Consider the following 21539-nt stretch of genomic DNA (forward strand, 5'->3'; position numbering starts at 1 on the left):
CCCAAATTCCCAAGCTTGGAATTCCTCGACCCCGCATTCCTGACGATGACGAAAGGCTTTCCGCCCATGTCCCAAACGGCCACCTCCGCGACGCTGCCCTCCGCCGCGACCAGCACGGGCCCGCAGTCCTCGTCCGCAGCCCGCGCAAGGCCCGCCGCTGGCGGCGGATCGCGCCGTGCCGGCTGGGCGCTGTTCGGCAATGCCACGGGCTGGATCCTGCCGGCGCTCATCCTCATCGGCTGGGAAGCCGCATCCCGCACGGGCCTGATCTCGCCGAATGTTCTGGCCGCGCCCTCCGCCGTGGCGGAAGCCTTCTGGCGGCTGCTGCTGTCGGGCGAACTGGCGCAGAACATCTGGATCAGCAGCCTGCGCGCGCTTTCGGGCTTTGCCATCGGCGGCGCGATCGGCCTGGTGCTCGGCCTTGCCAATGGCCTGTCGGCGCTCTCGCGCAATCTGACCGACACGACCCTGCAGATGATCCGCAATATCCCCCATCTGGCGCTGATCCCGCTGGTTATCCTCTGGTTCGGCATCGACGAGGAGGCCAAGCTGTTCCTCGTGGCGCTCGGCGTGTTCTTCCCCGTCTATGTCAACACGCTGCTCGGCATCCAGAGCGTCGATCCCCAGCTGGTGGAAATGGGCCGGGCCTATGGCATGTCGCGCGCCGCTTTGTTCGTGCGCGTCATCCTGCCCGGCGCCCTGCCTTCGATCTTCGTCGGCCTGCGCTATGCGCTCGGCATCATGTGGCTGACGCTGATCGTGGCCGAAACCATCGCCGCCTCCTCCGGCCTCGGCTACATGGCCATGCAGGCGCGCGAATTCCTGCTGATCGACGTCGTGGTGCTGTCGATTCTGATCTATGCCCTGCTGGGCAAGCTGGCCGACAGCCTGGCCCGGCTCTTGGAACGCCGCTTCCTGCAATGGCACCCCGCCTTCCAGACGGCGTGATCCTTCCTCCCCGCCGCCCGTCTTCCCGGCCCTCACCCAACCGACCGGAGCCCGTCCATGACCGCCATCACCTTTACCGCCGCCCGCACGCAAAGCGGCAAGACCACCGCAAGCCGCCGTTCGGCCGGCGCAGGCCTGGCCAAGCAGGCCGCCCCCGCGCCGCTTGAGGACGCCCCGGCCCTGCGCGAGGCGCTGCCGGCACAGGAGCAGGCCACGGAGCGCAAGACCGCCCTGTCGCTGCGCGGCCTCAAGCGCCGGTTCGGCGACAAGGAGGTGCTCAAGGGCATTGACGTCGATATTCCCGAGGGCCAGTTCGTCGCCATCATCGGCAAGAGCGGCTGCGGCAAGAGCACGCTGCTCCGGCTGATCACCGGTCTAGACCAGCCAAGCGACGGCACGCTGACGGTCGGCGACGGGCAGCAGGACAAGCGCATCCGCATCATGTTCCAGGAGCCACGCCTCTTACCCTGGGCGCGCATCGTCGAAAATGTCGAGGTGGGGCTGACGGGCATTTCCAAGGGCCCGGCCGCGCGCGAAACGGCTTTGGCGCTGCTGGCGGAGGTGGGTCTGGCCGACCGCGCCGGCGAATGGCCGGCCGTTCTCTCGGGCGGGCAGCGCCAGCGCGTGGCGCTGGCCCGTGCGCTGGCCGCCAAGCCCGCGATCCTCGCTCTGGACGAGCCGCTCGGCGCGCTGGACGCGCTGACCCGCATCGACATGCAGCGACTTCTGGAGCGCATCTGGCGTCAGGAAGGCTTTGCCGCCGTGCTCGTCACCCATGACGTGACCGAAGCCGTGGCGCTTGCCGACCGCGTGATCGTCATCGACGAAGGCGCCATCGCCCTCGACCTGCCGATCCCGCTCCCCCGCCCCCGCCGCCATGGCGGCGCGGAAATGGCCGCGCTCGAAGGGCGGATCCTCGCAGCGCTGTTCGATGAGGCGTAAGACCTCATCCACCCTTGCACCCTTGTCCTGCCTCGACGGGCGCTACATTCCTGCCGACACCGTTTGAAGCCAGGAAAGCGCCCGCATGAAGCCGACCCTCATCTGCCTGATGATCACCTCGCCGGATGGCAGCCTGCATCCCAGCCGTTGGACCACCAGCCCCGATGGCACCAAGGCGGACTGGCACCGGCTTTATGAGGCGCTGCATGCCCGCCACCAGGGCAATGCCTGGCTGGTGGGCCGCACCACCATGGCCGAGATGTCCAAGGCCGGCCCGCATCCGGTGGCCGATGCACCGGCGCCTGAGCGGCCCGCGCATTTCGCCGACCGCACGGCAACAAGCTTCGCGCTGGCGATCGACCGTTCGGGAAAGCTGCATTTCAAGGAGGGAACGCTCTATGGCGACCATCTCGTCGTGCTGCTCGGCCCGGATGTGCCGGACAGCCATCTGGCCGAGCTTGCCGCCGACGGCGTCTCCTATCTCGTCTCCGAGACCTCGGATATGGATGTCGGCGCGATGCTGGAGGTGCTGAACCGGGAGCTCGGCATCGCGCGCATCCTGGTCGAAGGCGGCGCGGCCACCAATGGCGCGCTGATGGCGGCCGGGCTGGTGGATGAGCTGAGTCTCGTCGTCGCTCCCGCGCTGGAGGCACGCACCGGCAGCGACCGGGTGGTCGAGCACGGGCCGGAGGGGCTGGCCGGCAAGGCCTCGTTGTCGCTGATCGCCTGCGAAAAGCTCGACCACGGCGCCGTGCACCTGCACTACAAGGTGCTGCCGCCCGTTTAAGCCAGGGCGATTGTCAGCCGAGAGCGCGGCAATGTCGCGTCCGTTACGGGCTGTGACAGGTGTCGACAGGCCGGAATGTTCGGCCCGCTTTTGTCAAAAAATGGCGTGAGGCGAAAACCCTCAGCGGCGTTCGCCTCACGCTTTCTTTTCTGTCGCGCCGCTTATTTGCCGATCGGCGCGTAGGTGCCCTTGCTCCAGCGGTTGATGTCGTAGCTGGCGTTCTTGAGGTCGCCCTTTTCGTCGAAGACGACGCTGCCGACGACGGTCTCGACCGGCTTGCCGTCCTTCAGCGCCTTGGCCACTGCGCTCGGATCGTCCGACCCGGCGCGCTCGATCCCTTGAGCGAAGGCCTGGATGACGGCATAGGAGAAAAGGGTGAAGCCCTCCGGCTTGAAGCCGGCGGCCTTGATCTTCTCCACGGCTTCCTTCGCTTCGGGCTTGGCCTGGGGATCGGCGGGGAAGACGAACAGCGTGCCTTCGCCGGCGGGACCCGCCACCTGCCAGAACTCCGGCGAGGCGATGGAATCGGGCATGATCAGCTGGAACTTGAAGCCCTGCTCGGCCGCCTGGCGCAGGATCAGGCCCGCCTCGGGATGGTAGCCGCCGAAATAGACCACATCGACCTTGGCGTCCTTCAGCTTGGTGACGAGGGCGTTGTAATCCTTCTCGCCGGCATTGATGCCTTCGGCCATGACTTCTTTCAGGCCATTGGCGTTCATCGTCGCGCGCACGGCATTGGCGATACCCTGGCCATAGGCCGTCTTGTCATGGAGAACGGCGACATTCTTGCCGGCATATTCCTTGGCGATCCACGGGCCGATGAAGGCGCCCTGGGCGTCGTCGCGGGTGTAGAGCCGCATGATGTTGGTCCAGCCCTTGGCGGCGGCATCGTCGGTGAGCGCCGGATTGGAGGAGGCCGGCGTCATCATCAGCGTGCCGTTTTCGGCATAGACGGCCGAGGCCGGGATGCTGGACCCCGAGCAGGCATGGCCATCGACAAAGCCGATGCCGGCGGCGGCGATGCGGTTGGCGACCGAGACGGCCTGCTTGGGGTCGCACTGGTCGTCCTCGAGCTGCAGCTTCACCTGCCGGCCCATCACGCCGCCCTTGGCGTTGATGGCATCGGCGGCTGCCTGCGCGCCCTGCTTGAACTGGTCGCCGATCGTGGCCAGCGGCCCGGTGAGCGGCGCGGCCACGGCAAAGGTGATGTCATCGGCGCGTGCGGCCGTTCCCATGAGCAGGCCGAGCGCGGTGCTCAGGATCAGGATCTTCTTCATGTCTCAACTCCCTGAAGCGGCCTCGCTGACGGAGGCCTTGAAAAGGCGGGCGCGCACGCCCCGGAGCAAACCCTATCCCCGTCTTCCGGCACAGGATTCGGTTCCCATCGCGCATATATCCCAGCCATTGCGGCGATGACCAGTGCTTTGCGCGCCTTGTCATGATTGACCTTGCCGTCTTCGCCCATTTCTCATCAACGACCGCGCCGCATTCCCCGGAAACGGGCGATAGGCAGTGACGCGGCAGTCGACATCGCGGGAGCGCGCTCCCGCGCCGCTGGTATGGCGGGCCACAGACCCTATGTCTTTCACCGGACGAAGGGGAGATTCACCATGCTTGGACTGCTGGCGAGACAGGTGATCGGCATTGCCGTGGTTTCCAGCCCCGTCTGGGGCGCGGGTATCGTCTGGCTATGGCTGAGGCGCAATCGCAAGGATCTCGAAGGCAGCAAGACCGATGGCAGTGCCTCCGACCTTCTCGTCACGACGCAATTGCCGCCCTGATCCTGCCCGGTCGACCGTCCAGGAGACAGCATGGCGGCGGGGCGGCGCGCGTTGCCCTCAGCCGCGCGACGGTCCCATCACAGCGATACCGTGATCCCGCCATCGACGTACAGCACATGGCCGTTGACGAAGGAGGAGGCCGGCGAGGCGAGGAAGATGCAGGCGCCGACCAGCTCCTCGACCTGGCCCCAGCGCCCGGCCGGCGTGCGCTTCTCCAGCCAGCCGGTGAAGGCCGGATCGGCAATGAGCGCGGCGTTCAGCGGCGTTTCAAAATAACCGGGCGCGATGGCGTTGCATTGCAGGCCGTGCCTGGCCCAATCGGTCGCCATGCCCTTGGTCAGATTGGCGACCGCCCCCTTCGTCGCGGTATAAGGCGCAATGCCCGGCCGGGCCAGCGCGCTCTGGACGCTGGCAATGTTGATGATCTTGCCGGCGCCACGCTTGATCATGTGCCGCGCCACGGCCTGGCCGACATGGAAGACGCTGGATACGTTGGTGCGCATCATCAGCTCGAAGGCATCGGCCGGAAACGCGTCCAGAGGTGCGCGGTGCTGCATGCCGGCATTGTTGACGAGAATGTCGATGGCGCCCGTTTCCGCCTCGAAGCGATCGATGGCCGCATGCACAGCCGCAGGCTCAGTGGCGTCGAAAGCGAGGCTGTGGGCCGCGCCGCAGTCTTGCACTGCTGCCTCCAGCTTTTCCCTGTTGCGCCCGTTCAGGATGATCTCGGCGCCCGCAGCGGCAAGGCCGCGCGCCAATGCCAGCCCGATGCCCTGCGAAGAACCCGTGATCAGGGCACGCTTGCCGGTCAGGTCGAAGAGGGTGATGCTCATGAAATCGGGCTCTCTGGTTGCGCGGTCGATTGGCCGGGGTTGGCGGCCGGGGCTGGCGGTCGGGCTCCCGTGAACTCTGTCCCTTCCGAAAGCATTTCGGAAGCCTTCAAGGCTGGTTTCCGCGACAGGCTGTGGACGATCGCCGGCGCGCCGCGCGCCCGTTGCGGGTCCGATCCTCTCGAGCCCCTCGCCCGCAGCAAAGAGACCGGCAGCAAAAAGGGCGCGCCACGCAGGTGGCACGCCCTTTGAAAAATTCTCGCCGCGACCTTGCGGCCTCCAGGATCCGGTCAAACCATTCGGTCCCGCCGGCCCGCGCGGCCTCAGATCAGAGCTGGACGGCGGAGCGTGCGACGCTCGGAATGTCCGAACGGTTGATGCCGAGATCGTTCAGCTCGCGGGTGGTCATGCGGCCGAGTTCGGTAACGGTCTTGCGGTAGTTGCGCCAGGCAGCGAAAGAGCGAGCGAAGGTCATGATGGTCTCCTCAAGAATGGAGCCGGACGCGGCTCCCGTGCGCGAGGCCCGTCTCGCCGTTCATGCCGGCCGGCCTCTGTCCAGGCTGCCTTCGTTTTCGGCACCGCCTGTTTGATGAGCTGACTATACGGCCGCACCCCGCCCGCGAACCAGCGCTGGAATGCGGGATCACCCTTGCGAAATCTGCATGGATATTTTTCGGTTACCTTCCGCCTGCCCTGACGCCGCTTGCCATTGCTGCTGCGGACGGAAAACCTCGACTTTGCCCCCTGCCCGGAGCCTGCGGCGCAAGGGATCGAAGAAGCGGCTGCACATCTCATTCAAGGCTGAGAAACTTAGCCAGAGGAATATTGTAAAGCCATGTTTATAAAAAGTTTTCCGGTTGACGGGCACGCCCGCGCTGACTATGGCCTGCCCGCATGAAGCCGGCGCACCGGCCCCGGCCCTCACGGTGCCGGGGGCCGGGCTGAGCTCCTGCCCGATTGTCAGGACATCGGAGCGGAAAGCGAGAGCCGGTTTTCGGAAGACTCCGAGGCTCCAGCCGCCCTGAATTGTTGTTCTCCCCGACGCCCGATCTTTGAAGGCGGCGGTCTCTCACGCGAAGGAAAAGCCATGTCGCCCATCGCCATTCTCGTGCTGGCCTTCAGCATGTCCGTCGATGCCTTCGCCGTTTCGGTCGGGCGGGGGGCGGCGCTCACGCGTCCGCCGCTGAAGGAGAGCCTGCGCACCGGCGCGGTCTTCGGCCTCGTCGAGGCGATCACGCCGCTGATCGGCTGGGCGGCCGGCGTGGCGGCCAGCCAATATGTGCAGGCGGTGGATCACTGGATCGCCTTCGGCCTGCTCGCCGCCGTCGGTGCGCATATGCTGGTCAATGCCTGGAGCCAGCGCGAGGAGGCCGAGCGCGCGGCACCGAAAAGCTCGCTTGCCGTGCTGATCGTCACCGCCATCGGCACCAGCCTGGACGCCATGGCCGTCGGCGTCTCGCTTGCCTTCTTCGACGTGAACATCCTGGTCATGGCGCTCGCCATCGGGCTTGCCACCTTCGTCATGTCCTCGGGCGGCATGCTGCTCGGCCGCGTCATCGGCAAACGCTTCGGCCGCTATGCCGAGGCGCTGGCCGGCATCGCGCTCGTCGGCATCGGCCTGTCGATCCTGATCGAGCATCTGAGCGCCTGATCCCAGGCGCCCTGCAGGAGCGCGCCGCGTCCCTTTCGGATCGCGGCGCGTCAGCCTTGCCGAAATTAGGCGTCGCCGTCGCCGACGATCCCCTTGATCTCGGTGAATTCGTGCAGGCCGAACTTGCCATATTCCCGGCCATTGCCCGATTGCTTGTAGCCGCCGAAGGGCGCAGCGCCGTCCCAGGCCGAGCGGTTGAGGCGGATGGTGCCGGCGCGCAGCTGCCGCGCCACAGCCTTGGCCTCGGCCGGCGCGCCCTGAACATAGGCCGCCAGCCCATAGGGCGTGTCATTGGCGATCTCGATCGCCTGCTCCACGGTCTCATAGCCGAGGATCGACAGGACGGGGCCGAAGATCTCCTCGCGGGCGATGGTCATGTCATTGGTGACGCGGGCGAAGACGGTGGGCCGCACGTAATAGCCGGCATTCAGATGCGGCGGCCGGCCGGGCCCGCCGGCCACGAGTTCCGCGCCCTCCTCGATGCCCTTGCGGATCAATCCTTGCACCTTGTCGAACTGCGCCTGGCTGACCAGCGGCCCGATCTGCGTTTCGGGATCGGCGGGCGGGCCGACGCGGATGGCATCCGCCGCCGCGCGCGCCGCGACGATGGCGTCCTCCATCTGCTCGGCCGGCACCAGCATGCGCGTCGGCGCGTTGCAGGACTGGCCGGAATTGTCCATGATCTTGGACACACCCAGCGAGACGGCATCGGCGAGATCGGCACTGCGCAGCACGATATAGGGCGACTTGCCGCCCAGCTCCTGATGCACCCGCTTGACCGTGGGCGCAGCGGCCTGCGCGACCGCAATGCCGGCGCGGGTCGAGCCGGTGAAGGAGACCATGTCGATATCGGGATGGGCGGCCAGCACCGCGCCCACCGTCGGCCCATCGCCCTGGACGAGGTTGAACACGCCCTTGGGGACGCCCGCTTCCTCCAGGATCTCGGCGAAGAGCACGGCGCTCAGCGGCGCGATTTCGGAAGGCTTCAGCACCATGGTGCAGCCTGTCGCCAGCGCCGGGGCCACCTTGGCGGCGATCTGGTTCATCGGCCAGTTCCACGGGGTGATCATGCCGACCACGCCGACCGGCTCGTGCAGGATGCGCGTGGTGCCCTGCATATAGTCGAAGGCGAAACTTTCCATCGCCCGGATGGTTTCCTGGAAATGATAGAGGCCGATGCCGGCCTGGTCGCTGCGGGCCATGGCGAGCGGCGCGCCCATCTCGCGCGAGATGACGTCGCCCATCTCGTCATTGCGGGCCTCCAGAAGCGCGGCGATGCGCTTCATAACCGCGAGGCGCTCAGCCTTCGCGGTTGCGGCCCAGGCGCGAAAGGCCGCGCGCGCGGCGGCAATGGCGCGCTCCGCATCGGCGACCGTGCCGAGCGCGATGGTCTCGAAAGCCTGTTCGGTCGCGGGATCGATGACATCGAGCGTCGCGGTGCCGAGCGGCTCGACCCAGGCGCCATCGATGAAGAATTTGCGTGCGTTGTCCATGCTTGCGCTCTCCTTGTCGCCGCACCGGCTGATGCGGGCATGATTGTCGTTCCCCGGTGGCGAGGCAAGGGCACAGACAGCCGCATCCCCGGCAATCTCGCGCTCGCCCCGCCGGGCTTGATGCTGGTGCGGCCGGCCTTTCTCAGCCGAGCCGCTGGCGCGCCAGCCATTGCCGCGGCGTCAGGCCCAGCTCCTGGCGAAACGCGGCGCGCAGCGCCTGTGCGTCGACGAAGCCGGCGCGGGCGGCCACATCCTCCAGCCCGCGACCGCCGGCGACCAGGAGGTCCTGCGCCCGCGCCAGCCGCACCCGCTTCAGCCAGTCCCCGAGACTGCCGCCCGTCTGGGCGCGGATATGGCGCGTGAGGCTGCGCCGGCTCATGCAGGCCCGCTGGGCAAGCGTGTCCAGCGAAGGCGCTTCCAGCGGATCGGCGCGCAGGCTTTCCAGAAGCCCGGTCACGCGCCGCTCGGCGGACGTGCCGGGAACGGGCCGTTCGAGCAGTTGCGGCTGCGCGCCGCCGCGCTGCGGCGCGACCACGAGGTGGCGGGCGACGCGATGGGCCTCGCCGATGCCGGAGAGACGGGCGAGCAGATGCAGGCAGCAATCGAGCCCGGCGGCGATTCCCGCCGAGGTCAGCACCGGCCCCTCATCGATGAAGAGCGCGCCCGGATCGACGTCAATTGCGGGATAGCGGGCCGCGAACAGCTCCGCCCTCGCCCAATGCGTGGTGGCGCGGCGCCTGTCGAGCAGCCCCGCCTCCGCGAGCCCGAAGGCGCCCAGGCACAGGCCGACCACAAGCGCGCCCCGCTCGCCCGCCGCGCGAAGGACCGCCACGATGTCGGGAGACACGGGCTCCTGCGCATCGCGCCAGCCCGGCAGGATGACGACATCGGCCAGCAGGCTCGCGTCCAGCGCAGCCGGCGCCTCGATGTGCAGACCGCCTGTGGCGGAAAGGCGTGGCGTGGCCGCGCAAATCTCCAGCTGATGACCACCGGCCAGAAACGGCTCGGCAAACACCGCCAGCGGTGTCGAGAGCATGAAGGGGCTGATCCGGTCATAGGCGAGAACGGCGATGCGCATTGGCCCGATTTACCCGAAAATTGGCGATCAGGCCAGTGATAGGCCGGTCGCTTCTGCCGCAGGATCGCGCTGTTTCAACTGGCAGGCCGACTTGCAGAAAGGAGTGTCGTCATGGCGCGCGCCCTGATTGTCATCGACATTCAGAACAGCTATTTCCCCGGTGGCGAACTGCCACTCTGGCAGACGGAGGCCACGGAGGCCGCCATTATCGCGGCCATCGCCAAAGCCCGCGCGGCCGGTGACCGCGTAATCCTGGTGCGCCACGAAGCACCCGCCGGGGCGGGACTGTTTGCGGCAGGAAGCTTGGGCGCCGCGCTGCGGCCGGCGATCGTGGAGGCGGCCGGTGCCGCCCCGCAGGTGGTCAAGCATGAGGCCGACGCTTTCCAGGACACCGATCTCAGCACGCAGCTCGCCGGCATCGACAGCCTAATCCTCTGCGGCATGATGACCCAGAACTGCGTGGTCTTTACCGCGCTGTCGCGCGCGGCCGACGCCTATGACATCACGGTTGCCGGCGATCTCTGCACCGCACCGAACGAGATCGTCCACCAGATCGCCCTGCGGGCCCTCGGCTCGAAGCGGGACGTACGCCCCTCAGCCGAGCTCTGGTAGGTCGCGCCCGGCGCTGTCCTGGCGCGGGCCGTGCGGGGGGCTGAAGGGGCGGAACGCAGCGACCGGTGACGCGTTGTGCCTTTTCAACACGAAAAGGAGGAGCAGGCATGGTTCCGGCAATCCGCGCAGCCCTGACGGCCTTGATCCTGGCCGGCAGCCTGACATCCACATCGGCCATCACGCAGGCCATGGCTGCCGAGGAAGACTTCCTGCCGGCACTGGGCGGGCGCTGGACGGGCGGCGGCACCGTCATCACCCGCATCGGCAGCGCGCCGATCCGGGTCACCTGCGACTTCGACAGCAAGGCCAGCGCCCGCGCGCTGGCCATGTCCGGGCGCTGCCGCGGCCTGCTCGTGGTGCGCCGGGCAGTGTCCGCCGATATCACCCGCGCCGGCGCGCGCTATGCCGGCAGCTATACCGGCCCCTCGGGCCGGCCCGCAGCACTCTCGGGACGGCGCAGCGGCGACAGCCTGGATTTCAGCGTGCGCTGGAGCCGGGAGATAAATGGCGACCGCGAGGCGCGCATGACCATCCGCCGCATCGGCCAGAACGGGCTGCAGCTGCGCACGCTGGACCGTGACCCGAAGACCGGCAAGACAGTGGTGACCAGCGACCTGACATTGCGGCGGTAGACGCGCCTGCCTTCAGCCAGCCACCTCGATCGAGGTCAAAAGGGTCGAGCGTGCGGTTTCCAGATGCAGGCGGCTTGCGGCGCGGGCCTTGTCGATATCGCGGCTGGCCAGCCCGTCGATATAATCGAGATGTTCGTGCAACGCGACATGGTTGCGCTCGGTCTCGTCCTTCTTGTTCCACTGATAATGATAGTGGAAGATGACCGACATGACGCCATGGATATTGCCGAGAAAGCGGTTGGGCGCGACGCCGTTGACGAGGCGATGGAAGCGGTGGTCCAGCTCGGAAAAATCGCGGTAGCGGCGGGCGAAATCCGACAGTAGTGCCTCATGCTCCTCGCGGATGGCCGCCAGCGCTGCCCAGGCGGCATGATCCGCAGGCAGCGCCACGAAGCGGTCGACGGCGCGAAACTCCATCACCTCGCGCATGTCGAACAGCTCTTCAACGAAGTCGATCGTCAGGCCGAGCGCGCGCCAGCGGCCGTTGCTCTGGCGCTCCAGCAGGCCGAAATGGCTGAACTTGTTCAGACATTCGCGAATGGCCGAAGTAGAGACGCCGAACTGGCGGGCGAGATCGAGCCCGTTGATGACCGCGCCCGGGCGGCAATCCGGCCCCACCATCCAGGCCATGAACTTGCGCTCCAGCATTTCCGGCAACGGTTCCAGCCCGGCCGCGTCGAGATAGTCGCTGCGGCGCGGCGGGCGTATGAGTCGTCGCTGCCGACCCTCCGGCCCGATGATGCCGCCGGCCTCCAGCGCCGCCAGCACGGCGCGCACCGTCGTGCGGCTCACGCCCAGCAGGGCGGCCAGCGCCGGCTCCGATGGCAGCGCCACGCCCGGAGCCTGACCCGCGAGATGGTCCAGGCTGTGATTATAGGCCCTGCGATAGATCACATTGGTCTTCACACCGGTTCTTCCCCCCTAGAGCATCGGACTGAAAACAGTCCTCATTGCGATGCTCTAGATTTCTGTTTTTGCATAGGATTTTTCCGAAAACCGGTTCCCACTTTTCGGTCCGATGCTCTAGCGGCCCTGCCAAAGCCCTGCGCACGGCGTTTTTTGACCTGCGGCCGGCGCTGTTTTTTTCGGCTGCTCATTAAACTTAAAAAACAGATTGCGGCGAAGCAAGATGTCTTTTATCCAAAAAGAACAGAACGCGGGATCGAGGCGTTCGCGGGAGGACAGCATGACCAAGGATCAGGGCCGCGCCGCAGCGCCGCGCGGCTTCACGCCATTGCGCAGCCGTAACGCGCGCCGGGAGAAGGGCCTATGAGCGGCCTTCTGCTGCAATTCGGCACCAGCCGCTTCCTCCAGGCCCATGCCGATCTCTTTCTGCACGAGGCCCGCATGGCTGGACAGGACGTGCCCGATGTCGTGATCGTCCAGACTTCGGGTTCGGCTGCGCGCGCCGGGCGCCTTGCCGCCTTCTCCAAGCCTGAGGGCTTTCCGGTGCGCATTCGCGGACTGGAGGACGGACAGCCGGTCGAGCGCGAAGTCCAGGTGAAAAGCGTGACACGCGGCCTGTCGACCGCCGCCGACTGGCCGGACGTCGTCTCGCTCTTCGCCGAACAGGCCGACACCATCCTCTCCAACACCGGCGACAGCGGCTATAGCGTCGCGCCGGAAGAGGCCGCGCAGGGACTGGATGCTTCGGCCCCGCTGCCCTCCTTCCCGGGCAAGCTGGCGCAGCTTCTGCTGGCGCGCTATCGAGCGGGCGGTCGGGCGCTGACCATCCTGCCCTGCGAGCTGATCAACCGCAACGGCCCGGTTCTCAAAGCGATCGTGACCGATCTCGCGCGCGGGGCCGGCGCGGAGGAGGCCTTCCTGGCCTGGCTCGATACCAAGGTGATCTTCGCCAACACGCTGGTGGACCGGATCGTCTCCGAGCCGCTGGAGCCGGCCGGCGCGGTGGCCGAGCCCTATGCACTCTGGGCGATCGAGGAAGCACCGGGGCTCGTTCCACCCTGCACGCATCCCTCCATCGTGCTTGCGCCCGATATCGAGCCCTATGAGCGGCTGAAGCTGCATATCCTCAATCTCGGCCACACTGTTCTGGCGGACATCTGGCGGAAGGAGGGCCGGCCGACGGAAGAAACGGTGCGCGCGATCCTTTCCGATCCCGCCATCGCTGCCCGGCTCGATGCGCTCTATCGCGACGAGGTGGTGCCCGGCTTTGCCGCGCGGGGCCTTGGCGGGGAGGCGCAAGCCTATGTCGAGACCACGCTGTCGCGCTTCCGCAATCCCTTTCTCGACCACCGCCTGTCCGAGATTGCCGGCAATCACGCCGTGAAGATCGAACGGCGCATCGCCGCCTTCCTCGCCTGGGCCGGCACACCCGCGCCGACGCTTCAAAACATTGTTTCCCGATAAAGCAGGACCCCCGATGAAAGCGCTTCTCTGCGACGAACCCGGCCGCCTCACCCTGGTCGAACGCCCCAAGCCCGCCCGCGCCGCGCATGAGGTTCTGGTGCGCATTCGCCATGTCGGCATCTGCGGCACGGATTTCCACATCTATGCCGGCAAGCACCCCTTCCTCGCCTATCCCCGCGTCATGGGCCACGAGCTGTCCGGCACGGTGGAGGAAGCGCCCGAAGGCAGCGCGCTTTCGGCCGGCGATCCCGTCTATATCGTGCCCTATCTCTCCTGCGGAACCTGCCATGCCTGCCGCAAGGGCCTGACCAATGCCTGTCAGAACATCCAGGTTCTGGGCGTCCACTGCGATGGCGGCATGGCGGAATATCTGAGCGTTCCCGCCCAGAACGTCATCCCCACCGGGGCGATCCCGCTGGCGGATGCGGCGATGATCGAGTTTCTCGCCATCGGCGCCCATGGCGTCAAGCGCGGCGGCATCGGCGCTGAGGATCGCGTTCTGGTTACCGGCGCCGGGCCGATCGGCATGTCTGCCATCATCTTCGCCAAGGCGCGCGGCGCCGATGTCACCGTGATGGACACGCGCGCCGACCGGCTGGCCTTCGCCACGGACCAGCTCGGCGCAGACCGGTCGTTGATGGCCGACGACCAGGCCGAGGCCACCGTGCAGGCGATCACCGACGGCAATGGCTTCGATGTCGTGATCGACGCCACGGGCAATGCCGGGCCGATGCAGCGCGGCTTCGCCTTCCTGGCCCATGGCGCGCGCTATGTGCTGCTCTCCGTCGTGCGCTCGGACATCACCTTCTCCGATCCGGAATTTCACAAGCGCGAGGCGACGCTGTTTGCCAGCCGCAACGCCCAGCCGGACGATTTCGCCGAGGTGGTGCGGCAGATGGAGGCCGGCAAAGTGCCGACCCGCGCGCTCAACAGCCATACCGGCCGCCTCTCCGACGCCGTCTCGCTCTTTACCGAATGGTCGAAGCCGGAAGCCGGCGTGATCAAGGCAATCCTGGAGGTCTGATGATGACGGCATCGCGCACGCTGCGGCTGAGCCCCGAGGACAATGTGGTGGTGGCGCTGGCCGATCTGCCGGCCGGCAGCCCGGTGGACGGGCTTTCGCCCGGCATCCTCGCCACGGCCCGCGTGCCGCGCGGCCACAAGGTGGCGGCCGAGCCCATTTCTCAGGGCATGCCGATCCGCAAATTCGGCCAGATCATCGGCTTTGCCAGCGCCGATATCCGGCCGGGCGACTGGGTGCATGAGAAGAATGTGACCATGGGCGAGGATTTCGCCCGCGACTATGCCTTCGCACAGGAAGCAAAAGCCGCCGAAGGGCTTAAGCCCGGCGAGGTCCCGGCCTTCTTCGAGGGCTTCCGCCGCGCCGACGGGCGGGCGGGCACGCGCAACTATATCGGCATCCTCTCCTCGGTGAACTGTTCCGCCACCGTCGTCGACTACATCGCCGACGAGATCAACCGCTCGGGCATCCTCGCCGATTATCCCGGCATCGACGGCATCGTGCCGCTGCCGCATGGCCAGGGCTGCGGCATGGCCGGGCGCGGCGAGGCCTTCGACGTGCTTTCGCGCACGCAATGGGGCTATGCCAGCCATCCGAATTTCGCCGCCGTTCTGCTTGTGGGCCTCGGCTGCGAGGTGTTCCAGATCCCGCGGATGAAGGAGCGCTACGCCATTGCCGAGGGCGAGCATTTCCAGTCGCTGACGATCCAGGAGATCGGCGGCACGCGCAAGGCGGTGGAGGCCGGGGTCGCGCGGATCAGGGAAATGCTGCCCTTTGCCGGCCGCAGCCGGCGCACGGCGATCCCGGCCTCGGAGCTTACGCTGGCGCTGCAATGCGGCGGCTCGGATGGCTATTCCGGGCTGACGGCCAATCCGGCGCTCGGCGTGGCCGCCGACATGCTGGTGCGCCAGGGCGGCACGGCCATCCTCTCGGAAACCCCGGAGATCTATGGCGCCGAACATCTTCTGACCCGGCGCGCCGAAAGCGTGGAGGTGGGCCAGAAGATCGTCGATCTCATCGCCTGGTGGGACGATTACACCGCCCGTAATGGCGGCGAGATGAACAACAACCCGTCGCCCGGCAACAAGGCCGGCGGCCTGACCACCATCCTCGAAAAATCGCTCGGCGCCGTGGCCAAGGCAGGCAGCTCGACGCTGCGCGGCGTCTATCGCTATGCCGAGAGGATCGACCGCAAGGGCCTCGTCTATATGGACACGCCCGGCTACGACCCGGTGGCCGCGACCGGCCAGGTGGCCGGCGGCGCCAATATCCTCTGCTTCACCACGGGGCGCGGCTCGGCCTATGGCTGCAAGCCGGTGCCCTCGATCAAGCTCGCCACCAACAGCGAACTCTATGCCCGCATGACCGACGACATGGACATCAATTGCGGCGACATCGTCGACGGCGTCAGCCTGGAGGACAAGGGCCGCGAGATCTTCGACACCATCCTCGCCATCGCCTCGGGCAGGCCGTCGAAATCGGAAGAACTCGGCTATGGCCGCAACGAATTCGTGCCCTGGCAAATCGGCGCGGTGATGTGAGAAAGTCGAGATTGCTTGGAGTACGATGATGGCGGGCGCTGCGCAGCCGGGGCGGGAGGATCGGACAGACCTTGAAAGGCGCCGCAACATCGGCGAGATTGACGCGATGACACGTTTTCTCGACAAACTCGCCCTTGGATCGGAAGCCTCGCAATGCGATCGACCATAAATCTCGATGAGGCCCTCGTCGAAAAGGCGAAATCCCTGACGGGGACGCAAGAGACGACGGCGCTCGTTCGCCAGGCACTGGAAACTCTCGTCAGGGTGGAGTCCGGCAAGCGGCTCATCGCACTGGGGGGCACCATGCCTGACGCCGAGGCCGCGCCGCGACGGCGAACCGGCGGCGCGGAATGATCCTGGTCGATACCTCGATCTGGATCGATTTCTTTCGCCACGATCATCCAGCGCTGCGGCAGATCATGGATGAGGATCGTCTCTACTGCCACCCCGTCATCATCGGAGAGCTGGCGCTCGGCAGCCTGCGCGACCGCCAGTCCGTTCTAACGTTTCTGACGGCGCAGCGGCAGGCGCGAGCTGCCTCTCACGAGCAGGTCTTGGCCATGATCGAGCGCCATGCGATCTTCAGCATGGGCATCGGCTATTCCGATGCACAGCTCCTCGCGTCGATGCTGCTCGACACGAGGCTGATCCTATGGACAGGCGACAGACGCCTCAGGCTCGCCGCGGCAAAAACGGGTCTGTTGCTCCATGAGCCCGAGAGGAACGCGAACTGACCGCTCATGCTGCAACGGGCCAGGTGGCCGGCGGCGCCAATATTGTCTGCTTCACCACGTGGCGCGGCTCGACCTATGGCTGCAGGCTCGACCCCTCCATCAAGCTCGCCACCAACAGCAAACTCTATGGCCGCGCCGAATTCGTGCCCTGGCAGATCGGCGCGGGGATGGGAGACCCGATCACGCGGCTTGAAACGACCTGCGTCACCTGTCATATATTTGACGACAGGTGACGCAGGGGCGCGACAGATGGTTGCTGTGATGGAAAAGAAGGCGACGGCGTCAGAGGCCGGCGGCGATCTGCAGAAGGTCGCCCGCCTGCTCGGCGGCTCGCGCGTGCTGGCGCGGCGGCTGAGCAGCCCTCTGGATGCGCATGAACTGCTGCTGGCAGGCCTGCCGGCCTCGGCGCTCGATCATCTCGTCGGCCAGCTCGTCTCGATCGACAAGGCACGCTCGCTGGAGAAGGCCGTGGGCATGAGCCTGCGCACCTGGCAGCGGCGCCGGGACACGCCATCGAAACCGCTCAGCCGGGAGCAGAGCGGACGCACCTGGAAGTTCGCCGAGATCCTGTCGCGGGCGACGGATGTTTTCGGCTCTCTGGCCGAAGCCGAGCAATGGCTGGAACGCCCGGCGACAGGCCTCGACCAGCGCCGCCCGATAGATCTTCTCGCCACACCCGCCGGGGTGGAATTGGTGGAAGATCATCTGACCCGGCTCGAATTCGGCGTCTACGCCTGATGGCGCTGCCTATCGCGCTGGGCGGCACGGAGCTTCTCGCCTGGCGGCTGGACCAGACGATCCATGCGACCACATGGGACAGCGGCGAAGGCGCCTACAGGGTTGGCGGGCGCTGGAACAGCAAGGGCGTGCGCGCGGTCTATTCCTCGCTCGATCCGGCCACGGCCATTCTTGAAGTGGCCGTCCACAAGGGCTTCCGCACGCTCGACACGGTGGCCCACGCGCTAACGGCGCTGGTGATTGAAAACCCTTCCGCCATCCATATCGTCCGGCCTGCCGATGTGCCCAACCCGAACTGGCTGCGCCCCGGCATTCCCAGCAGCAGACAGCAGGCCTTCGGCGATGCGCTTCTGGCCACGCACCGCTTCGTCGCTCTTCCCAGCGCAGTCTCGACCCATAGCTGCAACCTGATCTTCCTTGCGACAGCGCGCCCCGATGGCTATCGCCTCAAATTCCAGGAGCGCTTTGCCATGGATACGCGGCTGAGCCCGCCGGGGTGAGTGTGAAGGAAGTTGCTTCAGCCTTTCCGATCACGGTCCACATCCAGTTCGATGTCCGAGAGACCGGGCATGGAGAGCCTATCGATCAGGCTTCTCGCCTTGGCGCGCAGCCGTTCAAAATGGCTATACGTCATAAAGACATAGGAGGGCTGATCTTCTTCCATGATGATCACGGGCCCCTCTGACGCCGCCTCCTTGGCGCGTTCGAGATCCCGATCGAATTCATCGTGACCTGCCACTGAATTTTCATCCGGCGGCGATTAAGTGTTTAGTCGCGGTCGGCTTTGTGGGCGGGGTCGGCCACTTCCTGCTGGTTCTCGCCCACCGCCACGCCCCGGCCAGCACGCTGGCACCACTGACCTATACCCAGCTGTGCTGGGCGATGAGCGGTGGCCTGCTGATCTTCGGGGAGATCCCGTCCCTCACCACAGCCATCGGCGCCCTCGTCATCCTTGTCGCCGGCCTTCTCGTGCTTCTTTCCAGCAAGGCGTGACGCCAACAAAAAGACGCGCCGACCGTCGGAGCGGCAGCGCGCCTGCGCCGATCAGTCGAAGCGATCAGGAGATGACGGCCGTGGTGGCGATTTCCACGAGAAATTCGGGACGCACCATGTCCAGCTTGACGCAGAAGCGGGCCGGAAGAATTTCCGGGAAGTATTCCACATAGACGGCGTTCATCTTGTGGTAGTCATCGAGGTCATTCAAAAAAATCTGATTGAAGGTCACGTCGGCCATCGTGCCGCCGGCGGTCTCTATGACTTCCTTGATGCTGTCGAGCACCCGTCGCGTCTGCACCTCGATATCGCCGACACCGATGATGCTGCCGTCATAAGGATCCGTCGAGAGGATGCCGGCGACGAAAATCTGGTTTCCCGCCTTGATCCCCCAGTTCAGATGGCGTGTTCCATTGGCCGTCTTGCCCTCGATCCAGCCCTTGGGATGAATGGGAGTGTTCATAATCTACCTCGCTCTCGGAAATGCCGCGCCGGTTGTGTGTCCACCGGCGGTAGCCTGACACTAGGAAGCACCGGGCGCGGGCGCATGGACATATGCGCACGACTTCTTGACTGGCCCTCTTCTGTTGTTCGCCCGCGTGGCGGCGGCTGTTACCAGCAGGGGCAGGAAGCCCGGCCCCAGTTTCAGCAGTCAAGAGGTGATGATGAAGTACATCTATCTCGGAAAGAGCGGCGTCAAAGTTTCCGAACTCTGCCTCGGCGGCATGATGTTCGGGGGCGCCACGGATGAGGCGACATCCCGCCGAATCATCGAGTCCGCCCGCGATGCCGGCGTCAACTTCATCGATACTGCCGACATGTACAATGGCGGCGAATCCGAGCGGGTGATCGGCCGCGGCATTGCTGCCCACCGCGACCACTGGCTTCTAGCCACCAAGATCGGCAATCCCATGGGCACCGGTCCCAATGAACGCGGCATGTCGCGCAAATGGATCCTGCAGGCGGTGGACGCCAGCCTGAAGCGGCTCGGCACGGACCGCATCGACCTGCTCTACATCCACAAGGCCGATTTCGAGGCGCCGCTTTCCGAAATGGTGCATGCCTTCGCGGATCTGATCCGCGCCGGCAAGATCGTCTATTTCGGCGTGTCCAATTTTAAATCCTGGCGTATGGCCGAGACGGTGTATCTGGCGGAAAAGGCAGGTATCCAGGGACCGGTCGCCAGCCAGCCGCTCTATAATCTCGTCAACCGGGAAGCGGAGCTCGAACATCTGCCGGCCGCCGCCCATCTCGGCCTCGGCGTCGTGCCCTATAGCCCGCTTGCCCGCGGCATCCTGACCGGCAAGTACCACCCGAATGTTGCGCCGGATGCCAGCACCCGCGCCGGGCGCGGGGATGTGCGCATGATGGAAGCGGAATGGCGACCGGAGTCGCTGCTGGTCGCCGAAAAGCTGAAGAAATATGCCGCCGACAAGAGTGTCCCGCCCGCGCATCTGGCGCAGCAATGGGTCATGCGCAACCGCCTGGTGACGTCCACCATTGTCGGCCCCCGAACCTTCGAGCAGTGGCAGGATTACCTTGATGCGCTCGACTATGCCTATGACGTTGAGGATGAGCGCTTCATCGACCTGCTCGTCTCTCCCGGAAAAACGTCGACCCTTGCCCCCTTCGATCCGCACCATCCTGTCGAGGGTCGCAGAGTTTTCTGAAAAGGGCAGCGCTATCGATTTCCATCTTCCAGGCAGTTTACATAGTAGCCCCCCTTTTTGCCGGGATCGACGCGCTTTCGAGCGCCGCCAGCAGGTCACGCCGGATCCGCGACCCATCTCTTTGAGCAACATCTCCCAGGGGATGCCCGAGCGAAGGACGAAGAGGATGCCCGTCAGGGCCGCGCGGACAGGCATCCTCGGGCGTCCGCCTTTGGGCTTGGGCCGCTCGGGTGGCAGCATCGGCTCGATGATGCGCCAGAGTTCCTCTGGGATCAAAACCTTGGCCATGACGCTGACATGGCCATCCGATGACACAGTGCCCAGGTTTTGAAAGCTGTTTCTAAAACGCAGCTATACCACGTGGCGAGACATCGTCGAATGCTTTGCGGATTGCAGGCCAACCCTGACGGTTGAGAAGCCTGCTGAGCGAGACATATTTTTTGACGACGCCAGTCTGCGTGCATTGGACTGTCATTTCTCTTTAAGATTGTTTCCACCCCTCATGGACCATTCAGGATCTCCATGAAGCCTCGTTCTGGCCACATCGATAGCACATGCAAAAATTTATGAGAAAACGTTTTCTCATTTGACTATGACACTGAGAAAAGCTTTTCTCCTTTCATCGACACGGGGGAGCAAGCGAGAATTTTGCACGGGAGAAAAGAGCGTCTGACCATTCATGATTTGGCTGCTGCCGCAGGGGTGAGCATTTCCACGGCATCAAAGGCGCTGAACGGTACGGGTCGGATGGGCATGGAAACGCGCGAGCGGGTCAAGCGCGTGGCGCATGAGCTTGGCTTTCGGCCGAATGCCTTGGCGAAAGGTCTTCTGTCGAAGCGGAGTTTTACGATCGGGCTTCTGACAAATGATACCTATGGCCGCTTTACCCTGCCCGTGATGGCTGGCGTTGCGGAAGCCCTTGTCGATCGTGGTGTCTCGGTTTTTCTCTGCGCCATCGAGGACGATCCGGCTTTGGGTCAGATTCATGTCGAGGCGATGCTGGACAAGCAGGTGGATGGCATCATCGCCACAGGCAAGCGTGTCGATCGGTCGCTGCCGATCGACCTGTCGAACCTGCCGGTGCCGGTTGTCTATGCCTTCACCGAGGGGGCGGCCGGCAGCGTGAGCTTCCGCTCGGACGATGCGCAGGGCGCGCGTCTGGCAAGCGAATGGCTGATCAGGCAGGGCCGCCATCGGCTTGCGCACATCACCGGGCCGGAAAGCTTCTTTTCGGTGCGTGAAAGAGCCGAGGCGTTCCGCCTTGTTGCCGGAGGCGAGGCCCCGGTCCTGCATGGCACATGGTCGGAAGGCTGGGGACATGAGGCGGTTGCCCATCTCTGGGACGCGGCGGTGGCGCGGGCCCAAGACGTGCCGGATGCGATTTTTTGCGGCAATGACCAGATCGCGCGCGGTGTCGTGGATGCCTTGCGCGAACGGGGCCTGAAGGTTCCGCAGGACGTTTCCATTATCGGCTTCGACAATTGGGAGATTGTCGCTGCCCAGATGCGTCCGCCGCTGACGACGGTGGACATGGAGCTGAAGGAGCTCGGGCGCCAGGCAGGGCTGACCGTCCTGGCGCTGGCCGAAGGCCAGGTGGTGGAGCCTGGCGTGAGGACGCTGCCGTGCCGGCTGGTGGTGCGGGAGTCATGTGGGGGCGGAGAGCCCCACAGTTAAACATGTCGGCGCCGGAGGAGCGCCGCACAAGGGAGGAAATGACC

25 protein-coding genes and 2 pseudogenes are annotated in these 21539 nt (G+C 65.7%); 18 read left to right on the forward strand and 9 right to left on the reverse strand.

The genetic code is table 11. From position 1 onward, the window contains the following. The first annotated feature begins 66 nt into the window (after positions 1 to 66). From BJF92_RS21515 to BJF92_RS21525, 3 genes are all read left to right on the forward strand, one after another. The gene (locus BJF92_RS21515) at positions 67 to 948 is read left to right on the forward strand and encodes an ABC transporter permease subunit (RefSeq protein ID WP_078058332.1); all 882 of its coding nucleotides are present in this window, start codon (positions 67 to 69) and stop codon (positions 946 to 948) included. Between the two features lie 57 nt (positions 949 to 1005). Beyond that, entirely contained in the window at positions 1006 to 1890 is an 885-nt protein-coding gene (locus BJF92_RS21520) for an ATP-binding cassette domain-containing protein (RefSeq protein ID WP_078058313.1), read from the forward strand. An 85-nt stretch (positions 1891 to 1975) separates the two neighbouring features. Beyond that, positions 1976 to 2677 carry a RibD family protein gene (locus BJF92_RS21525; protein ID WP_075636797.1) on the forward strand — a complete coding sequence of 234 codons (702 nt, stop codon included), beginning with the start codon at positions 1976 to 1978 and terminating at the stop codon, positions 2675 to 2677. A gap of 161 nt (positions 2678 to 2838) precedes the next feature. On the opposite strand, the gene BJF92_RS21530 is transcribed toward BJF92_RS21525, so the two are convergent. After that, positions 2839 to 3954, reverse strand: coding sequence for an ABC transporter substrate-binding protein (locus BJF92_RS21530; RefSeq protein ID WP_075636798.1), 1116 nt, complete (start codon positions 3952 to 3954; stop codon positions 2839 to 2841). Between the two features lie 333 nt (positions 3955 to 4287). Between BJF92_RS21530 and BJF92_RS25665 the strand changes: the two genes are divergently transcribed. Further along, positions 4288 to 4458 carry a hypothetical protein gene (locus tag BJF92_RS25665; RefSeq protein WP_158032259.1) on the forward strand — a complete coding sequence of 57 codons (171 nt, stop codon included), beginning with the start codon at positions 4288 to 4290 and terminating at the stop codon, positions 4456 to 4458. 77 nt (positions 4459 to 4535) lie between these two features. Here BJF92_RS25665 and BJF92_RS21535 read toward each other — a convergent pair whose 3' ends face one another. Beyond that, a complete protein-coding gene (locus BJF92_RS21535; protein ID WP_075636799.1) occupies positions 4536 to 5291 on the reverse strand; it encodes an SDR family oxidoreductase in 756 nt (251 codons plus the stop codon). Between the two features lie 325 nt (positions 5292 to 5616). Further along, complete coding sequence (locus tag BJF92_RS21540) at positions 5617 to 5763, reverse strand: DUF1127 domain-containing protein (RefSeq protein WP_075636800.1); 147 nt, start codon at positions 5761 to 5763, stop codon at positions 5617 to 5619. Between the two features lie 612 nt (positions 5764 to 6375). On the opposite strand from BJF92_RS21540, the gene BJF92_RS21545 reads away from it, so the two are divergent. Next, a complete protein-coding gene (locus BJF92_RS21545) occupies positions 6376 to 6939 on the forward strand; it encodes a manganese efflux pump MntP (RefSeq protein ID WP_075636801.1) in 564 nt (187 codons plus the stop codon). A gap of 65 nt (positions 6940 to 7004) precedes the next feature. Here BJF92_RS21545 and BJF92_RS21550 read toward each other — a convergent pair whose 3' ends face one another. Both BJF92_RS21550 and BJF92_RS21555 read right to left on the reverse strand, forming a co-directional pair. Next, complete coding sequence (locus BJF92_RS21550; protein WP_075636802.1) at positions 7005 to 8432, reverse strand: aldehyde dehydrogenase family protein; 1428 nt, start codon at positions 8430 to 8432, stop codon at positions 7005 to 7007. A 142-nt stretch (positions 8433 to 8574) separates the two neighbouring features. Continuing rightward, positions 8575 to 9510 carry a GlxA family transcriptional regulator gene (locus BJF92_RS21555; protein ID WP_075636803.1) on the reverse strand — a complete coding sequence of 312 codons (936 nt, stop codon included), beginning with the start codon at positions 9508 to 9510 and terminating at the stop codon, positions 8575 to 8577. A gap of 111 nt (positions 9511 to 9621) precedes the next feature. On the opposite strand from BJF92_RS21555, the gene BJF92_RS21560 reads away from it, so the two are divergent. Both BJF92_RS21560 and BJF92_RS21565 read left to right on the forward strand, forming a co-directional pair. Next, entirely contained in the window at positions 9622 to 10122 is a 501-nt protein-coding gene (locus BJF92_RS21560) for a cysteine hydrolase family protein (RefSeq protein ID WP_075636804.1), read from the forward strand. Positions 10123 to 10229: 107 nt separating this feature from the next. After that, a complete protein-coding gene (locus BJF92_RS21565; protein ID WP_425356484.1) occupies positions 10230 to 10754 on the forward strand; it encodes a hypothetical protein in 525 nt (174 codons plus the stop codon). Positions 10755 to 10766: 12 nt separating this feature from the next. On the opposite strand, the gene BJF92_RS21570 is transcribed toward BJF92_RS21565, so the two are convergent. Next, a complete protein-coding gene (locus tag BJF92_RS21570; RefSeq protein WP_075636805.1) occupies positions 10767 to 11660 on the reverse strand; it encodes a GntR family transcriptional regulator in 894 nt (297 codons plus the stop codon). Between the two features lie 363 nt (positions 11661 to 12023). Between BJF92_RS21570 and BJF92_RS21575 the strand changes: the two genes are divergently transcribed. The 8 genes and pseudogenes from BJF92_RS21575 (at position 12024) to BJF92_RS21610 (ending at position 17658) form a co-directional block, all read left to right on the forward strand. Beyond that, positions 12024 to 13124: a mannitol dehydrogenase family protein gene (locus tag BJF92_RS21575; protein WP_075636806.1), complete on the forward strand. Its 1101-nt coding sequence runs from the start codon at positions 12024 to 12026 to the stop codon at positions 13122 to 13124. Positions 13125 to 13137: 13 nt separating this feature from the next. Next, complete coding sequence (locus tag BJF92_RS21580; protein ID WP_075636807.1) at positions 13138 to 14148, forward strand: zinc-binding alcohol dehydrogenase family protein; 1011 nt, start codon at positions 13138 to 13140, stop codon at positions 14146 to 14148. Between the two features lie 2 nt (positions 14149 to 14150). After that, positions 14151 to 15686, forward strand: coding sequence for a UxaA family hydrolase (locus BJF92_RS21585; protein WP_075637018.1), 1536 nt, complete (start codon positions 14151 to 14153; stop codon positions 15684 to 15686). A gap of 153 nt (positions 15687 to 15839) precedes the next feature. Continuing rightward, positions 15840 to 16040 carry a type II toxin-antitoxin system VapB family antitoxin gene (locus BJF92_RS21590; RefSeq protein ID WP_075636808.1) on the forward strand — a complete coding sequence of 67 codons (201 nt, stop codon included), beginning with the start codon at positions 15840 to 15842 and terminating at the stop codon, positions 16038 to 16040. After that, on the forward strand, positions 16037 to 16420 hold the full coding sequence (locus BJF92_RS21595; RefSeq protein WP_075636809.1) for a type II toxin-antitoxin system VapC family toxin: 384 nt from the start codon (positions 16037 to 16039) through the stop codon (positions 16418 to 16420). Before BJF92_RS21590 ends, BJF92_RS21595 begins: the two co-directional genes overlap by 4 nt. Before the next feature lie 8 nt (positions 16421 to 16428). Further along, positions 16429 to 16653: pseudogene (locus BJF92_RS21600) on the forward strand (hypothetical protein); the annotation flags it as partial. 16 nt (positions 16654 to 16669) lie between these two features. Beyond that, positions 16670 to 17158, forward strand: a complete 489-nt coding sequence (gene parS / locus BJF92_RS21605) for a type II RES/Xre toxin-antitoxin system antitoxin (protein WP_075636811.1) — start codon at positions 16670 to 16672, stop codon at positions 17156 to 17158. Further along, entirely contained in the window at positions 17155 to 17658 is a 504-nt protein-coding gene (locus tag BJF92_RS21610) for an RES family NAD+ phosphorylase (RefSeq protein WP_143524160.1), read from the forward strand. Before parS ends, BJF92_RS21610 begins: the two co-directional genes overlap by 4 nt. A gap of 17 nt (positions 17659 to 17675) precedes the next feature. Here the strand turns inward: BJF92_RS21610 and BJF92_RS21615 are convergent, their stop codons facing one another. Further along, positions 17676 to 17897 carry a PX domain-containing protein gene (locus BJF92_RS21615; protein ID WP_075636813.1) on the reverse strand — a complete coding sequence of 74 codons (222 nt, stop codon included), beginning with the start codon at positions 17895 to 17897 and terminating at the stop codon, positions 17676 to 17678. Positions 17898 to 17917: 20 nt separating this feature from the next. On the opposite strand from BJF92_RS21615, the gene BJF92_RS21620 reads away from it, so the two are divergent. After that, a complete protein-coding gene (locus BJF92_RS21620) occupies positions 17918 to 18151 on the forward strand; it encodes an EamA family transporter (protein WP_483444623.1) in 234 nt (77 codons plus the stop codon). Between the two features lie 64 nt (positions 18152 to 18215). On the opposite strand, the gene BJF92_RS21625 is transcribed toward BJF92_RS21620, so the two are convergent. Continuing rightward, on the reverse strand, positions 18216 to 18614 hold the full coding sequence (locus BJF92_RS21625; RefSeq protein ID WP_075636815.1) for a Rid family hydrolase: 399 nt from the start codon (positions 18612 to 18614) through the stop codon (positions 18216 to 18218). 202 nt (positions 18615 to 18816) lie between these two features. Between BJF92_RS21625 and BJF92_RS21630 the strand changes: the two genes are divergently transcribed. Further along, a complete protein-coding gene (locus BJF92_RS21630) occupies positions 18817 to 19821 on the forward strand; it encodes an aldo/keto reductase (protein WP_075637019.1) in 1005 nt (334 codons plus the stop codon). Between the two features lie 81 nt (positions 19822 to 19902). On the opposite strand, the pseudogene BJF92_RS21635 reads toward BJF92_RS21630, so the two are convergent. After that, a pseudogene (locus BJF92_RS21635) lies at positions 19903 to 20109 on the reverse strand (transposase); the annotation flags it as partial. A gap of 357 nt (positions 20110 to 20466) precedes the next feature. On the opposite strand from BJF92_RS21635, the gene BJF92_RS21640 reads away from it, so the two are divergent. Continuing rightward, positions 20467 to 21495, forward strand: coding sequence for a LacI family DNA-binding transcriptional regulator (locus BJF92_RS21640; protein WP_075636816.1), 1029 nt, complete (start codon positions 20467 to 20469; stop codon positions 21493 to 21495). Positions 21496 to 21539 lie beyond the last annotated feature (44 nt).

This window comes from Xaviernesmea rhizosphaerae (assembly GCF_001938945.1).
GTDB lineage: Bacteria > Pseudomonadota > Alphaproteobacteria > Rhizobiales > Rhizobiaceae > Xaviernesmea > Xaviernesmea rhizosphaerae.

Bases quoted from the DNA above. Each gene is read 5' to 3' on its own strand.
- BJF92_RS21545 (WP_075636801.1), top strand. From the start codon at position 6,376: ATGTCGCCCATCGCCATTCTCGTGCTGGCCTTCAGCATGTCCGTCGAT.
- parS (WP_075636811.1), top strand. From the start codon at position 16,670: ATGGTTGCTGTGATGGAAAAGAAGGCGACGGCGTCAGAGGCCGGCGGC.
- BJF92_RS21525 (WP_075636797.1), top strand. From the start codon at position 1,976: ATGAAGCCGACCCTCATCTGCCTGATGATCACCTCGCCGGATGGCAGC.
- BJF92_RS21555 (WP_075636803.1), bottom strand. From the start codon at position 9,510: ATGCGCATCGCCGTTCTCGCCTATGACCGGATCAGCCCCTTCATGCTC.
- BJF92_RS21585 (WP_075637018.1), top strand. From the start codon at position 14,151: ATGACGGCATCGCGCACGCTGCGGCTGAGCCCCGAGGACAATGTGGTG.
- BJF92_RS21590 (WP_075636808.1), top strand. From the start codon at position 15,840: ATGCGATCGACCATAAATCTCGATGAGGCCCTCGTCGAAAAGGCGAAA.
- BJF92_RS21540 (WP_075636800.1), bottom strand. From the start codon at position 5,763: ATGACCTTCGCTCGCTCTTTCGCTGCCTGGCGCAACTACCGCAAGACC.
- BJF92_RS21560 (WP_075636804.1), top strand. From the start codon at position 9,622: ATGGCGCGCGCCCTGATTGTCATCGACATTCAGAACAGCTATTTCCCC.
- BJF92_RS21625 (WP_075636815.1), bottom strand. From the start codon at position 18,614: ATGAACACTCCCATTCATCCCAAGGGCTGGATCGAGGGCAAGACGGCC.
- BJF92_RS21530 (WP_075636798.1), bottom strand. From the start codon at position 3,954: ATGAAGAAGATCCTGATCCTGAGCACCGCGCTCGGCCTGCTCATGGGA.
- BJF92_RS21630 (WP_075637019.1), top strand. From the start codon at position 18,817: ATGAAGTACATCTATCTCGGAAAGAGCGGCGTCAAAGTTTCCGAACTC.
- BJF92_RS21595 (WP_075636809.1), top strand. From the start codon at position 16,037: ATGATCCTGGTCGATACCTCGATCTGGATCGATTTCTTTCGCCACGAT.
- BJF92_RS21565 (WP_425356484.1), top strand. From the start codon at position 10,230: ATGGTTCCGGCAATCCGCGCAGCCCTGACGGCCTTGATCCTGGCCGGC.
- BJF92_RS21520 (WP_078058313.1), top strand. From the start codon at position 1,006: ATGACCGCCATCACCTTTACCGCCGCCCGCACGCAAAGCGGCAAGACC.
- BJF92_RS21550 (WP_075636802.1), bottom strand. From the start codon at position 8,432: ATGGACAACGCACGCAAATTCTTCATCGATGGCGCCTGGGTCGAGCCG.
- BJF92_RS21515 (WP_078058332.1), top strand. From the start codon at position 67: ATGTCCCAAACGGCCACCTCCGCGACGCTGCCCTCCGCCGCGACCAGC.
- BJF92_RS21580 (WP_075636807.1), top strand. From the start codon at position 13,138: ATGAAAGCGCTTCTCTGCGACGAACCCGGCCGCCTCACCCTGGTCGAA.
- BJF92_RS25665 (WP_158032259.1), top strand. From the start codon at position 4,288: ATGCTTGGACTGCTGGCGAGACAGGTGATCGGCATTGCCGTGGTTTCC.
- BJF92_RS21535 (WP_075636799.1), bottom strand. From the start codon at position 5,291: ATGAGCATCACCCTCTTCGACCTGACCGGCAAGCGTGCCCTGATCACG.
- BJF92_RS21575 (WP_075636806.1), top strand. From the start codon at position 12,024: ATGAGCGGCCTTCTGCTGCAATTCGGCACCAGCCGCTTCCTCCAGGCC.